Below are 12977 nucleotides of genomic sequence, written 5' to 3' on the forward strand. Positions count from 1 at the left end.
CCGGGCGCAATCATCCTCAGGGCTTTGGAGTTCCCTCTGGCCACACGCAAGGGGAAGAAGCGCCGATAGAAAGACTCCCCTGGTCGCTTACTCTAAGGGACATTCTGAAAGCATCTTCCTCGTTTTCAACGCTGATCGACAGTTTTCCAGGACGTTTGTCGTGGAGTACGCGATAGCCGTTAGTGGTCCAATGCTCGTAAAGAAGTTCGGCGTTCTGTTCGTTGTCCTCTGCGGGAAGCCCAGTTAGCCACTGCCTCTGACTGACCGTGACTCGGTCTTTAGAGCCGCCGTCTGTGGGATCGTCGCAGGAGGCGAAGGCGACCGGTCCGAGGGGTTCGAGTTCAACAGTGTCAGGTAGAGCAGCTACGGCGTCGGTGACGTGTTGTTCGATCTTCTCGGCGGCTTCGTCCTGGGTGATCGTTTCTTCCATGTCTGCTCTCTGTCCGAATCCGATGTTGCAGCCAGTCAAAACAAGGGCGGTCAAGGTGGCGCATGCCACCGCTTTCCATTGGTTCATCATTTTAGGCGTCCTAGTGTTTTCCAGCGATGACTTCACCCATGTACTCCAATGAATCATTACCTTCTTGGAAGTATTCTGAGTGGGCGGCTCCGAGCGGCCACTGGCCTCCTTCGCTGCCCTCGTTGGATTCGAACACGGTTGCTCCGAATTCGGGGCTGGTGGGGCCGGTGCCGTGTGTCAGATCGGTGAGGCCGGTGATTCCGTCGTTCTTCGCTGTTGTGGCGTGCACGTTCGCAGGAGGGAACCGGAGTTCGGACGCGTGCTGAGCGCTCGTACCAGAGTTGCCCACGAGGACGATCTCGTCGGCGTTATCGTCCGCCTCGTTGGCAGTATCCACAAGCCAGTTCGCTCGGCCCATGTGGGTATCGGTGCTCTGCCAGGTGGTCGTGGCATCTGGGACGAGGGTGGCGACGTTGTCGGCGGTGTCGGGATTGTCGTTGGACACGGTCGCGGTCGTGAGCGTCTCGGCCATCGTTATCTGCAGTGCAGGGAGTTCCCCGGCCAAGAGCATGCCCGGCCGGGCGCAATCATCCTCAGGGCTTTGGAGTTCCCTCTGGCCACACGCAAGGGGAAGAAGCGCCAATCGAGAGGCTGCCCTCGTCGCTGACTTGGACGGATACGTTGAAAGCGTCTGTTTCATTTTCCACGGTCACGAACAGCTCGTCTGGACGTAGATCGTGAATTACCTGATATCCGTTATTGGCCCAGTAGTCGTGCATTAGTTCGATGTTGGACTCGTTCTCCTCGCTTGGGAGCCCCCGGATCCATAGTCTTTCGCTGACGGTAACTCGGTCCTTCGGTCCACCATCAGTTGGATCGTCGCAGGAAGCATAATTCATGCCTTGCCGTGTTTCGAGTTCGGCTTCGTCTGGGAGTGAGGACATCACTCCATCAATGTGCTCCTTGACCTTGTCGGCGGCTTCGTCTTGAGTAATTGTTTCTTCCATCGTTGCTCTCTGTCCGGGTTCGGTACTGCAGGCTGTAAATGTGAGGGAGGTCAGGGTGGCACAGGCCGTAATCTTTAGTCGGTTCATTTTCATAATCATTCTAATGTTCTGCAGCGATGACTTCTCCCATGTATTTCAGAGAGAGCGAACCATCCTTAAAGTATTCCGAGTGGGCGGCTCCGAGTGGCCGTTGGCCTCCTTCGCTGCCCTCGTTGGATTCGAACACGGTTGCTCCGAATTCGGGGCTGGTGGGGTCGGCGCCGTGTGTCAGATCGGTGAGGCCGGTGATTCCGTCGTTCTTCGCTGTTGAGGCGTGTACGTTCTCAGGGAGGAACCCGAGTTCGGACGCGTGCTGGGCGTTCGTGCCGGGGCTGCCTACCAGGACGATCTCGTCGGCGTTGAGGCCAGCCTCGCTCTGAGCGGTGTGTCCGACGACAGGAGCCGTAGCTGTGCCCGATGACGGTGTTGTTCGAGTGTGTGGTGTTCTCGTGGGTGGCACGAAGACCGTCCTGGAACCGGCTCAGCTCATCGACCGCACCCTCGGCGCGCCCGGTTCCAGCCGCCTCGGCGAAGTTGGGAGCGTCGTAGCCGATCCAGCTGATCACGGCATGCTCATCGTTCTCCGCTGCGTCGTTCGCGGACTCCATGAGCGAGTTCGCTCGGCCCATTTGGGCGTCGATGCTTTGCCAGGTGGTGGTGGTGCCCGGGACGAGGGTGGCGACGTTGTCGGCGGTGTCGGGGTTGCCGTTGGACACGATGGCTCGCCCGCGATCGTTGGGGTCGAGGGCGAGCAGGTACCTGTCGGCGCCCTCGGCGTTGAGGTCCCCGTGCAGCCTGGTCAGCGTGTCGAGTTCTTCTCGGAGCTTGGCCGGGTCGGTCGGGGGGATGTAGACGTTCTCATCTCCATCACCATCGGAATCACCGATGACTTCAACGGCCTCTGCGCGCTCTTGTTCGATGTCCTCGATCTCTTCCTCCAACCGTTCGATCTCCTCGTCCAGGTGGTCCCGGTTGAGTTGGTCGCGGATGGTGGTGGGGACCCCGTCCAGGTCGCGCAGGAGGTCGGGGTGGTCCTCGATGACCTGTTGTTGTTCGGATTCGTCCAGGGAGTGCCACCAGGTGTTGACGGTGGAGGGGTGATCGTCCGGGCTGGGAAGATCGTCGGGGAGCATGCCGGGGTAGCTGTCGCCGAAGTAGGAGAGCTGGGTGCCGGTCAACAGCCCGGTTTGGGCCATGCGTGCCAAGGCATCTGCTGAGGGTCCGTTCCGCAGGGAGTCGGAGGTTTCCTCGGCCTGGTCCATCAGGGTGTTCCAGTAACCCTGGTGTTCCTCCAGAAGAAGTTCCTTGGTCCGATCGAGGGGTTTGGCCACGGCGAAAGGATCTTTGACGGCCTCTGCGGAATCAGCAAGGGCCGTGTTGAACCTGTCCTCGAGGTTGGTGCGCTTGGCCCGGTAGTCCTCGATGTCCTGGGCCCACTGTTTCAAGGTGGCGGCCCCGTAGGTCAGGTCCCGTGTGGTGTCCTCCCACAGGATGAGTTCGTCGGCGGCGGCCGTGGTGATGTCCCAGGCCACCAGGTCGGTGAACTCGCCCGCGCTGCTACGGAAACCGGCGTCGGTCTCCTCTGTTTGTCCGGTGAGGGACAGACGCAGCTCTACCAGGGCTTCGGCGCCGGTGCGGATGGTGGCGGGGTCGGCGTCGATGTCGCCGGGAAGCCCCAGCGTGGGGGTGGATCCAGTCGTCATGTCGGTGTGCTCTTCTGGTCGGGGTCAGAAGTTGACGGGGATGTCCAGCAGGTCCAGGCCGTCGCGGAACTCGTCCGAGGCCTCGTGATCGGTGGCCGCGATCTCCAGGTCGGCTCCTTGTACGTCTTGGGCGAGGTTCACGGAGTTCTGGGCGAGTTGGCTGATGTTTTCAAAGGTCTTGATCTCAAAGCTCTCTACGCCGGAGGCGACGTAGGAGGAGACGGCTTCTTTGAGTTCATCGGTGATGTCTTCGAGGGCGGGGGCCGCTGAGATGGTGCGGATGGCGAGTTCCTCGGCCTGTTCGGCTTCGTTCATCGCTTCGATGGGGTTGACCCCGGTGGCGGTGGACATAGGGATTCCTACTGGTTCAAGGCGTGAGGGAGCAACCAGGACGTTACCGTACGTAGCAGCCACGATTCAGGGCGAAACGGTGTTTACTGCTGTCCGGAAACGGCCATGGCTCCGCGAGGTGCGCCCCCACCTGCACCCACCTTGTACTGGGGAGCACACCAGGAGCACACAAGCCCCGAAAACGCCGTGAGGACCTCTTTCGAGATCCTCGCTTACCCCTTCTGACCTGGGGTTTTGTGGCGCACCCGGCAGGATTCGAACCTGCGACCGTCGGATTAGAAGTTCCATGGTCACGTACCGTCACGTGTCACTTCATGCCGTTGTGTCCCACACCATCCGCATCCGGGTGCCGTCCTGTGCCACGATGGGCCGTCTGATGTTGTTCCGGTCCAAAGCTGCGGAGCACGAACGGAGCACGCAAGCCTGAAAGAGCGTCCGATGGCACCTCGCGAAATCCTCACGAGGAAAAGGCCGTACCCGAGATCGACCTCGAAGCCCCGCAGCCACACCGATCCACTGGCGAGGCATTCTTCACGGGCGGCACGAGAGACGGCCGGGTACGGCCAAGGAGATCCTCTACGACGATGCGTCGACGCAGCAGTCACCCTCATCAGATGAGGTAGCCGGCTCTGAGGACACCACGCCGCTGCCACCAGCAGAGACCACGGATGATTCGGAGATGGTCGGGGCGGTGCAGCAACCGCTCCCCTCGGCCACAGGCTCCTGCACCGTCTCCGGGACAGGACCACAGCAACCTGCTGTGTCGGTTGTGTCGGTGGTGGAGTCTTCGAACAACCCGGCTCCACCGCAGACTCCGCTCTCGGGCAGGGTCAGTTTCACGCGGGCTGCACCCTCATGGTCACCGGCCAACCGGGCGGCGATACTGCGCACCTGTTCGAACCCGGTCAGCGCCAAGAAGGTGGGGGCGCGTCCGTAGGACTTCATCCCGGCCAGGAAGAAACCCTCCTCGGGATGGGACAGTTCCTTGGCCCCATGGGGGTAGACGGTGCCACAGGAGTGCGCATTGGGATCGATGAGCGGGGCCAGCTCCACCGGCGCCTGGAGAGTGGGATCCAAGCCCAAGCGCATCTCGGAGAGGAAGGCCAAGTCGGGGCGGAACCCGGTCAGCGCCACGACTTCGTCCACCGGCTCGCTCTGTCGACCGTCATCGTCGATCAGTACGAAGCGATCATTCTCTGCGCGCACCCGGCCGGTGCGGAACCCCGTCACGACCTCGACATGCCCGGCCTCGACCGCGGCCTTGGCGCGCTGTCCGAGTGCACCACGCGCGGCGAGCTGGTCGGCCGCTCCACCGCCGAAAGCGTCACCGATCTCTCCGCGGCGCAGTACCCACACCGCCTTGGTCCCGGGTTCTTCCTCGGCCAACGCGGACAAGGCGACCAGAGCGGTCAGTGCCGAGTGCCCTCGGCCTACGACCGCCGTGGTCCGGCCAGCGTATCGCGCTCGAGTACCCGGAACGGTCAGATCGGGGATGCGGTAGGAAACGTGCGTGGCGGCCGTCCCCTCGCCCAGCGCGGGCAAGCCGTCGCCCCCCAGCGGATTGGGTGACCCCCAGGTGCCCGAGGCGTCCACTACCGCGCGAGCCAGGATCTGCTCCTCACCCTTCGGTGTGCGTACCCGCACGGTGAAGGGCTGGTCGGTGCGCCCGGAATCCACCACGCGATCCCGACCCTTGCGACTCACGCCGGTCACCTCGGTGCGGAACCGGACCCGATCCGCGAGGGTATGGGCCAACGGGACCAAATAGGCCTCGACCCACTCACGGCCGGTCGGATAGTGGCTGTCGTCCGGACGCTGCCAACCCGTGATGGTCAGCAGCTTCTCTGCGGCCGGGGCGACCAGGTCGCGCCACATCGAGAACAGACGCACGTGCCCCCACCCGGCCACCGCCGCACCAGCGGAGTCCCCCTTCTCCAGAACCAGGACCGGCACCTTCCGCTCGACCAACTCCGCAGCCGCCGCCAAACCCGTGGGGCCCGCACCGATCACCACAACGGGACGCTCGTCACCCATGACACTCCCTTTCATCGACGAGGATCTATGATCTGAGACTTTATCGATGGGAATCGATGGAAGCAACCATAGGTCTTGGTCGATAATGAGTGCATGACTGCGACGACACTCGGACACATCGACCACCTGCTCCCCGCCGCCGACGCCGAGACCTACGCCGCCTGGTTCGCCTGCCTGGCCGAACCCATGCGCGTTCGCCTGCTGCACGCCATCGCCACCACTCCCCAAGCGGTCAGTGTGGGGGAGTTGGCCCAGATGGTGGATGTTCGCCAGCCCACGGTCTCCCACCACCTGCGCAAACTCGCCGACGTGGGGTTCGTGACCCTCACCAAGGTGGGTACCTCCACCAAAGTCGCGGTCAACCCGGCCTGCTGCACCGGCCTGCCGCATGCCGCGGACGCGGTGATGGGTGTACTCAACGCCCGTCCCTGCTGCCCCACCGACCTGCCCGGCGACGTCACCACCCGAACCATGGTCGAAGCCGACCTGGAACGGGTACGCGACATCTACGCCCAAGGCATCGCCACCGGTGAAGCGACCTTCGAGACCCGAGTCCCTGATCTGGAAGAACTGAAGAACAAGTGGCTCACGGGACACCGATGGGTGGCCGAGACCGATGATCGCGTCGTCGGCTGGGCCGCTGCTTCACCGGTCTCCACCCGCGAGGTCTATTCCGGGGTGGCTGAAACCTCGGTGTACGTGGCTGAGGACGCGCGTGGCCGTGGTGTGGGCAAAACCTTGCTGTACCGGCAGGTCACCGAGGCCGACACCGCTGGTCTGTGGATGTTGCAGACCTCGATCTTCCCTGAGAACCGCGCCTCCTTGTCCCTGCATCATCAGGCCGGCTTTCGCACGGTGGGCGTACGCGAACGCATCGCCCGCCACCACGGCACCTGGCGCGACATCGTGCTGTTGGAGAGGCGCCGCCCGGACGAGGAGATCGCCCCCGACGCGGTTGCTCACAAGGGCTCCGGCGACCTCAACCCCTGACCTCGGCCATCGTTTCCACCAGGAGACGCATGCTTTCGCCTGCCACGTAGCCGCGACGTTGAAGTCGCCGACCCGCCGGATCGCCTGTACCCGCCCGGAACCAAGACGGTCCCACCCATCCTGGTCCACTTTCATGGCAAAGGACGGATCCTGGGAGATGCGGACTCCTGCTTTGTCGTCTTCGGGCGAGGCCTCGCACACGGGTTCCTAGGACGAGAAGCCCACCCGAACTCTCCCTGCTCGGCCACCCGCCGTGCCGGACAGCATGTACGCGACGCGTCCGTGCCAAGGACCGACCACACCGGATGGCCCACTGCCACGGTGCTCCTCAGGTGCGGGGGCGAGCGGTCACTCCCAGCTCCTTCAGGAGCCCGCGAACACGCTGCTCGATGTCATCCCGGATGGGACGTACGGCTTCCACGCCCTGCCCGGCCGGGTCGGGCAGGTCCCAGTCCAGGTAACGCTTGCCAGGAAAAACCGGGCACACGTCGCCGCAACCCATGGTGATGCACACGTCGGAGACCTCGACCGCTTCGGTGGTGAGGACCTTGGGGCGCTGGTCGGTGAGGTCGATACCCACCTCGTTCATGGCCTCGATCACCGCGGGGTTGATGCTTTGGGCCGGGGCCGATCCCGCCGAACGCACCAGTACCCGCTCACCGGCCAGGTGCCGTAGCCAGGCAGCGGCCATCTGGGAGCGGCCCGCGTTGTGCACGCACACGAAGAGTACGGATGGTGTCTCGGTCATGGAGGCCTCCACCTTCTATCTCGGGCCCGGTTCGATGGTCGGTTCAGGCCGGAGGGGAATTCGCGTCGGCATCGAATGCTATGTCAATATCAGGGCATGCTGATATCAGTCGACACTGATTTTATGAGGGTGCTGGCGGACCCTTTGCGCATGCGCATCGTCTCCTTGCTCGCTCACGAGACCCTGTGCACCACACACCTGATCGAGGAGACCGGCGCAGGCCAGACCAACCTGTCCAACCACCTGCGCGTCCTGCGCGAGGCGGGCCTGGTCGCGACCGAACCCTGTGGGCGCTACACCTACTACCGGCTCCTGCCCGAAGCCCTGGAAACCTTCGCGGGATCGATGGCCGAACTGGCCCGCACCGCCCGCTCCCATGCCGCCGCAGACAACAGGAGACCCTGCTGATGGCCTCTGCCGACACCGCACCGACCACCGCCTCGGTCGCCGCGCGAATGTCCACCCTGGATCGCTTCCTGGCCGTGTGGATCCTGCTCGCCATGGCCGTGGGTCTAGGACTGGGGCGCCTGGTCCCAGGCATCGATCAGGCTCTGGCCGCGATGGAGATCGGCGGTATCGCCCTGCCCATCGCCCTAGGCCTGCTGGTGATGATGTATCCGGTCCTGGCCAAGGTCCGCTACGACCGCCTGGACACCGTCACCGGTGACCGATCCCTGCTCATCTCCTCCCTGGTGGTGAACTGGGTCATCGGCCCGGCGGTGATGTTCGCACTGGCCTGGATCTTCCTGGCCGACCTCCCCGAATACCGCACCGGACTCATCATCGTCGGCCTGGCCCGATGCATCGCGATGGTCATCATCTGGAACGATCTGGCCTGTGGCAACCGCGAGGCCGCCGCCGTCCTGGTCGCCCTCAACTCCCTCTTCCAGGTCCTGGCCTTCGGCGTGCTGGGCTGGTTCTACCTGGATCTGCTCCCCGGATGGCTGGGGCTGGACACCGACGGCTTGGACGTCTCGCCCTGGCTGATCGCGCTCAACGTCGTCATCTTCCTCGGCATCCCGTTGGCCGCGGGGTTCCTGACCCGTTTCCTGGGCGAGCGTCGGATGGGCCGGGAACGCTATGAAGCGCACTTCCTGCCCAAGATCGGCCCATGGGCGCTCTACGGGCTGCTGTTCACCATCGTGCTGCTCTTCGCCCTCCAAGGCGGCACCATCACCAGCAGGCCCCTGGACGTGGCGCGCATCGCGACCCCCTTGCTGATCTACTTCGTGCTCATGTGGTTCGGCACCTTCGCCTTCGCCAAGATGATCGGCATGTCCTATGACCGCACCACCACCCTGGCGTTCACGGCAGCGGGCAACAACTTCGAACTCGCCATCGCGGTGGCCATCGCCACCTTCGGTGTGGCCTCCGGTCAGGCCCTGGCAGGGGTGGTCGGGCCGCTGATCGAGGTTCCCGTCCTCGTCGCTTTGGTCTATGTGTCGCTGGCCTGGCGCAAACGGTTCACCGCAGACCGAAGGTAAGGCGAGACTCGCTCACCTGGCGTGGGTGTCGTGTCTCGTGCGAGGGAGGCCCCGGCAAACACTGGGCGCCTTCCTCACATCCGGGTAAGGGGGACTGGACAGGAGAAGATGACGCTCTGAAGCCGGATTCTGGTCCTTGGGCTGATACTGGTTTCAGGGGTGTTGGTCATGTCCGGATCGGGTTCGGTGTACAAGCGGTGCGGGTGCCGAGGAACCAAGAGCGCGAAGGCCAGAGAGGGGCGCTGCTCTGGACTGGCAAGGCGCGGTCATGGGAGTTGGTACTTCACCCTGGACTTGGAACACACACCGGGCGGTAGGCGGCGGGTGCGCCGGGGCGGGTTCGTTTCCCGGGAAGCCGCGCGTGAAGGGCTGCGCCAGGCCCGGGAACTGGAGGGGGTCGATGCCGACCCGGCGGTGTTGACGCTGTCTGCGTGGTTGGAGCGGTGGCTGGCCACCCGTACCCGGTTGCGGCCTTTGACCCGCACCAGTTACGCCGAGCACATCCACCGCTACCTCACACCCCATCTGGGTGCGGTGCCGTTGGAGGAGCTGACCCCCACCCTGGTGCAGGAGGCCTTCGAACAGATCCGTCACCGCACCACACCGGCAGGAGGACAAGTGTCTGCGGCCACGGTGCAGCGGATCCGTGCCACGTTGCGGGCGGCGTTGAACACCGCCGTGCGCGAAGGGTTGTTGGCCTCTAACCCCGCCCAAGGGCTGCGGTTGGAACCTGGGGCGGCGGAGCGGCCGGTGGTGTGGACCGAGCAGGCCGTGGCCGAATGGGCCCACGGTGGTGTTCGGCCGGCGGTGGCGGTATGGACGGTGGAGCAGACCCGCCACTTCCTGCAGCATGTGGGTGAGCATCGGTTGTACGCGCTGTTCCACCTGGCGGTGATGACCGGGCTGCGGCGCGGTGAGGTGGTGGGCCTGCGCTGGCCTGAGGTTGATCTTGTGGGCGGCACGGTGCGGGTGGTGCGCCAACTCCAGTGTCACCGGGGTGGGTTGGTGGAGTTGGCGCCCAAGAGCGCGGCGAGTCGCCGTGTGGTGGCGTTGGACCACACCACTTTGGGGGTGTTGCGACGTCACCAGTGGCATCAGCAGAACGAGGCCGAAACCCAGGGGCGGGTGTGGGACCCGCGCGGGTGGGTGTTCACGGCTGTGCGGGGTGGACCGATGGCTCCTGATCGTCTGTCCCGCCTGTTTCGCACACTCAATTCTGAGAGTGGGTTGCCGCCGGTGCGGTTGCATGATCTGCGGCACGGGGCAGCGACGTTGGCGTTGGCGGCGGGGGTGGAGTTGAAGGTGGTCCAGGCGATGCTGGGGCACGCGAGCATCGTGTTGACCGCGGACACCTATTCCAGCGTGTTGCCTCAGGTGGCGCGGGAGGCGGCGGAGCGGACCGCGTGGCTGGTGCTACGTGATGCGGGTAGAACCCATCGGAGGGGGAGTGTGCGCAGGGTGAACAAGGGGCTGGTCCCACCTCGGTCCCACCCTGGTCCCATCAGTAGAAGGGACCGTTTCAGGTGAGGTGAAGCGACCCCTCTGAACTGGGGTTTTGTGGCGCACCCGGCAGGATTCGAACCTGCGACCGTCGGATTAGAAGCCCGGTGTTGCCCCGGTCCAAAACTGCAGAGCACGAACGGAGCACGCAAGCAGGGGATGCGTCCGATGGTGCAGGGCGAGTTTTTCGGATTCTCGTACAAGGTGTCCTGCCTTGTGGGTGCGGGGTAGGTGGCCCTGGATGTTGCTGTTGCGCCTGTGGTGGAAACGGTTAGTGGGGAAGTAACTTGCCGATGAGTTCTTCGACGCGCTTGCGGATGTCGTCTCGGATAGGGCGGACGGCGTCCACACCCTGCCCGGCGGGGTCGGGGAGTTCCCAGTCGAGGTAGCGCTTGCCAGGGAAGATGGGGCAGGTGTCGCCGCAGCCCATCGTCACGCACACGTCGGAGGCCTCGACAGAGTCGGCGGTGAGGACCTTGGGGTTCTGGTCGGTGATGTCGATACTGACCTCGGCCATGGCCTCGACGACCGCGGGGTTGAGCGTGTCGGCGGGGGCTGATCCTGCCGAGCGGACCTCGGTCCGTCCCTCGGACAGGTGGCGCAGCCAGGCAGCGGTCATTTGGGAGCGTCCGGCGTTGTGCACGCAGACGAACAGGACGGACGGCTGGTCGGTACCGGTCATGGCGGGTGTTCCCCTACTTCGGGTCGACGGTGGTGGGCACGGATGTAGGTGCTGCGATCAGGGACAACAGGTCGCTGACGTGGGTGTCGATCACGTCTCGGATACGTCGCAGCTCGGAGGGTGAGGCGCCGTGGGGGTCGGGTGTGGGCCAGTCCAGGTAGCGACGCCCGGGGACCACGGGGCAGGCGTCACCGCAGCCCAGAGTGATGACGAAGTCGGCCGCCTCGACGACCTCTTCGGTCAGCGGTTTGGGGTAGGCCCGGCCCAGGTCCACGCCGACCTCGGCCAGGATCTCGGCCAGGTGGGGTTCGAGTTCAGAGGCGGGGTCGGTACCCGCGGAAGAAACCGTGATCGGCTCGGTGGCCCGGTGAGTGAGCAGGGCGTCGGCGATCTGAGAGCGTCCGGAGTTGTGGCCGCACACGAACAGCACGCGCACGGGCCGGGTAGCGTGCGTCTGCTGCGCGGCGATCAGGGCGCCCAGGCGTTCGGCGAGCACATTCAGGTGAGTGGTCACCGTGGCGGTGGCGGTGAGCGCGTCGCCCATGCCGGACAGGCTGGCGGCGAGCGTGGAGACCCCTGTGCCGGCGACGAGGGCGGCTGCAGGTAAGGCGAGAACGGCGCCTGCGGCGGGTCCGGCTGCGGCGGTGAGGGAGGTCAACGCGCTGACGGCGGTTGCGATCGCCGTCATCTTGCCGATGTCGCCGACCCGGTCGAACCTCTTGATCAGGTTGTCGAGTCCACGGGCGGCCCGTTTGACGCCCTTGTCGAACCTCTTCGAGTCGAGACCCAGCCTGACGAGCAGGGATGCAACGGTCGCCATGCGGGATCACCTCCCGCACGGTCTATTCAGGGTCTCGCTATAAGATTTTATTGATCAGCTGAACCATGTGGTTTTAGCAGAAATCAAGGCCAGTATTAATCTGTCGAAGAAGGGGGTGTTTTGCTACGCTTCTGGGAGATCGTAGTAAGCGACGGGCCAGTCTACGCGGTCGGATTCTGACGCGTGCGCTATATGAGCAAGCAGCATGGCTGTAGGGTGATGAAGCGCAAGATCCAAAGACGCCTCTGTCTGTTCGTAGAATGCACTCAGGTCATATTCACGGTGGTGAATTCCCAGTAGTCTGCAGATGTGTTCGAATTCTTTATTGCGAAAGAATTCGTTTTGCATCTGGTCATGAAGTCGCGATGCGATGTCGAGCATTGCCTTGCCTTTTTCGGTTAGGCGATAGATGCTCGGCCATCCGGCGAAGTCCCATTCGTGGGAATTGAACCCGCCTGCGCGGTCAACCATGCCCGATAGTTCAAGGCGAAGGGCTTCCTCTTTGAGGATGGCCACGCTGAAGTCCGTATCCTTTTTCCATCGCGTGTAGTTGCCTACGGGATTGCTTGCCAGGTAAGCCAGCATCCAGATCGGCATTCCGAATCTACGAGACAAGGTGACATTCAAAACATCTTCAGAATTGAGGCCTCCGAGTGCTACATGCATCAAGAGGTCTCGTCTTATCTCCTCGTCCAGGATTCCCTTGACTTGGAGTCGAGCGACTTCATTGTCTGCGTCGAAATCCTCGGGAATCCAGAAAACTCGTAAGCGAGCCAAGCGATCACGCATTGGCGAGTTCCTGTAGTCGGACACGACTTCAGAAAGCCTGGCTCTAGTCTTCATTGAGTCTCTGGCGACATAGACGTTCGCCGAAGAATCTGGGTCGGAAAGAAGAGTTCTTAGGTCCTTGTCTATTCCGTCTCGATCGTGCTTCCAGATGGTCTGTCCAGATATCGCCTTTGACCAAACCCTGGTTATGTCACATGCGAAGTCAAACTTCTTGCGTCCGGCTTCGCAATACTTAAAGAGCTGGGATTTTGATGCATTGGAAATCGCATCAAGGGCGGCCCATGTAAGGAACTCATGTTCTGGGGATGGCAATGCAGTCTCCGTAAGGCGCTGGGAGCCTCACCATACAGACCGCTACCGACAGTTGCCC

15 protein-coding genes are annotated in these 12977 nt (G+C 63.4%); 4 read left to right on the forward strand and 11 right to left on the reverse strand.

Annotation, left to right across the window (positions count from 1 at the left end):
* Window positions 1–16 precede the first annotated feature (16 nt).
* From NLI01S_RS25140 to NLI01S_RS08470, 7 genes are all read right to left on the reverse strand, one after another.
* Window positions 17–430 (reverse strand): hypothetical protein, encoded by a 414-nt coding sequence (locus NLI01S_RS25140; RefSeq protein ID WP_223809166.1) that lies wholly within the window; start codon window positions 428–430, stop codon window positions 17–19.
* A gap of 100 nt (window positions 431–530) precedes the next feature.
* On the reverse strand, window positions 531–992 hold the full coding sequence (locus NLI01S_RS08450) for a hypothetical protein (RefSeq protein ID WP_190318396.1): 462 nt from the start codon (window positions 990–992) through the stop codon (window positions 531–533).
* A 61-nt stretch (window positions 993–1053) separates the two neighbouring features.
* Entirely contained in the window at window positions 1054–1467 is a 414-nt protein-coding gene (locus tag NLI01S_RS25145; RefSeq protein ID WP_190318397.1) for a hypothetical protein, read from the reverse strand.
* Between the two features lie 100 nt (window positions 1468–1567).
* A complete protein-coding gene (locus tag NLI01S_RS26670; RefSeq protein ID WP_307600895.1) occupies window positions 1568–1855 on the reverse strand; it encodes an alpha/beta hydrolase in 288 nt (95 codons plus the stop codon).
* Window positions 1791–3209 carry an alpha/beta hydrolase gene (locus tag NLI01S_RS08455; RefSeq protein WP_307600856.1) on the reverse strand — a complete coding sequence of 473 codons (1419 nt, stop codon included), beginning with the start codon at window positions 3207–3209 and terminating at the stop codon, window positions 1791–1793. Before NLI01S_RS08455 ends, NLI01S_RS26670 begins: the two co-directional genes overlap by 65 nt.
* 24 nt (window positions 3210–3233) lie before the next feature.
* Window positions 3234–3560 (reverse strand): hypothetical protein, encoded by a 327-nt coding sequence (locus NLI01S_RS08460; RefSeq protein WP_067601917.1) that lies wholly within the window; start codon window positions 3558–3560, stop codon window positions 3234–3236.
* 576 nt (window positions 3561–4136) lie between these two features.
* Window positions 4137–5594, reverse strand: coding sequence for an FAD-dependent oxidoreductase (locus NLI01S_RS08470; protein WP_067601920.1), 1458 nt, complete (start codon window positions 5592–5594; stop codon window positions 4137–4139).
* Between the two features lie 93 nt (window positions 5595–5687).
* Here NLI01S_RS08470 and NLI01S_RS08475 point away from each other — a divergent pair, with 93 nt between their 5' ends.
* Window positions 5688–6584 carry a helix-turn-helix domain-containing GNAT family N-acetyltransferase gene (locus NLI01S_RS08475; RefSeq protein WP_067601923.1) on the forward strand — a complete coding sequence of 299 codons (897 nt, stop codon included), beginning with the start codon at window positions 5688–5690 and terminating at the stop codon, window positions 6582–6584.
* A gap of 328 nt (window positions 6585–6912) precedes the next feature.
* Here the strand turns inward: NLI01S_RS08475 and NLI01S_RS08480 are convergent, their stop codons facing one another.
* Entirely contained in the window at window positions 6913–7332 is a 420-nt protein-coding gene (locus NLI01S_RS08480; RefSeq protein WP_067602109.1) for an arsenate reductase ArsC, read from the reverse strand.
* A gap of 123 nt (window positions 7333–7455) precedes the next feature.
* Between NLI01S_RS08480 and NLI01S_RS08485 the strand changes: the two genes are divergently transcribed.
* The 3 genes from NLI01S_RS08485 to NLI01S_RS08495 all read left to right on the forward strand — a co-directional run bounded on the left by NLI01S_RS08485 (window position 7456) and on the right by NLI01S_RS08495 (window position 10343).
* Window positions 7456–7740, forward strand: a complete 285-nt coding sequence (locus tag NLI01S_RS08485; protein WP_223809167.1) for an ArsR/SmtB family transcription factor — start codon at window positions 7456–7458, stop codon at window positions 7738–7740.
* Entirely contained in the window at window positions 7740–8816 is a 1077-nt protein-coding gene (gene arsB, locus NLI01S_RS08490; RefSeq protein ID WP_067601929.1) for an ACR3 family arsenite efflux transporter, read from the forward strand. The genes NLI01S_RS08485 and arsB overlap by 1 nt, the downstream gene beginning before the upstream one ends.
* Before the next feature lie 294 nt (window positions 8817–9110).
* The gene (locus NLI01S_RS08495) at window positions 9111–10343 is read left to right on the forward strand and encodes a tyrosine-type recombinase/integrase (RefSeq protein ID WP_223809168.1); all 1233 of its coding nucleotides are present in this window, start codon (window positions 9111–9113) and stop codon (window positions 10341–10343) included.
* A gap of 244 nt (window positions 10344–10587) precedes the next feature.
* Here the strand turns inward: NLI01S_RS08495 and NLI01S_RS08500 are convergent, their stop codons facing one another.
* The 3 genes from NLI01S_RS08500 to NLI01S_RS25645 all read right to left on the reverse strand — a co-directional run bounded on the left by NLI01S_RS08500 (window position 10588) and on the right by NLI01S_RS25645 (window position 12919).
* The gene (locus tag NLI01S_RS08500; RefSeq protein ID WP_067601935.1) at window positions 10588–10998 is read right to left on the reverse strand and encodes an arsenate reductase ArsC; all 411 of its coding nucleotides are present in this window, start codon (window positions 10996–10998) and stop codon (window positions 10588–10590) included.
* A 13-nt stretch (window positions 10999–11011) separates the two neighbouring features.
* Complete coding sequence (locus NLI01S_RS08505) at window positions 11012–11818, reverse strand: arsenate-mycothiol transferase ArsC (RefSeq protein ID WP_223809169.1); 807 nt, start codon at window positions 11816–11818, stop codon at window positions 11012–11014.
* A gap of 123 nt (window positions 11819–11941) precedes the next feature.
* Complete coding sequence (locus NLI01S_RS25645) at window positions 11942–12919, reverse strand: hypothetical protein (RefSeq protein WP_157090985.1); 978 nt, start codon at window positions 12917–12919, stop codon at window positions 11942–11944.
* Window positions 12920–12977 lie beyond the last annotated feature (58 nt).

The sequence above is a fragment of the Nocardiopsis listeri NBRC 13360 genome (genome assembly GCF_001570765.1).
GTDB classification, from domain to species: Bacteria; Actinomycetota; Actinomycetes; order Streptosporangiales; family Streptosporangiaceae; genus Nocardiopsis; species Nocardiopsis listeri.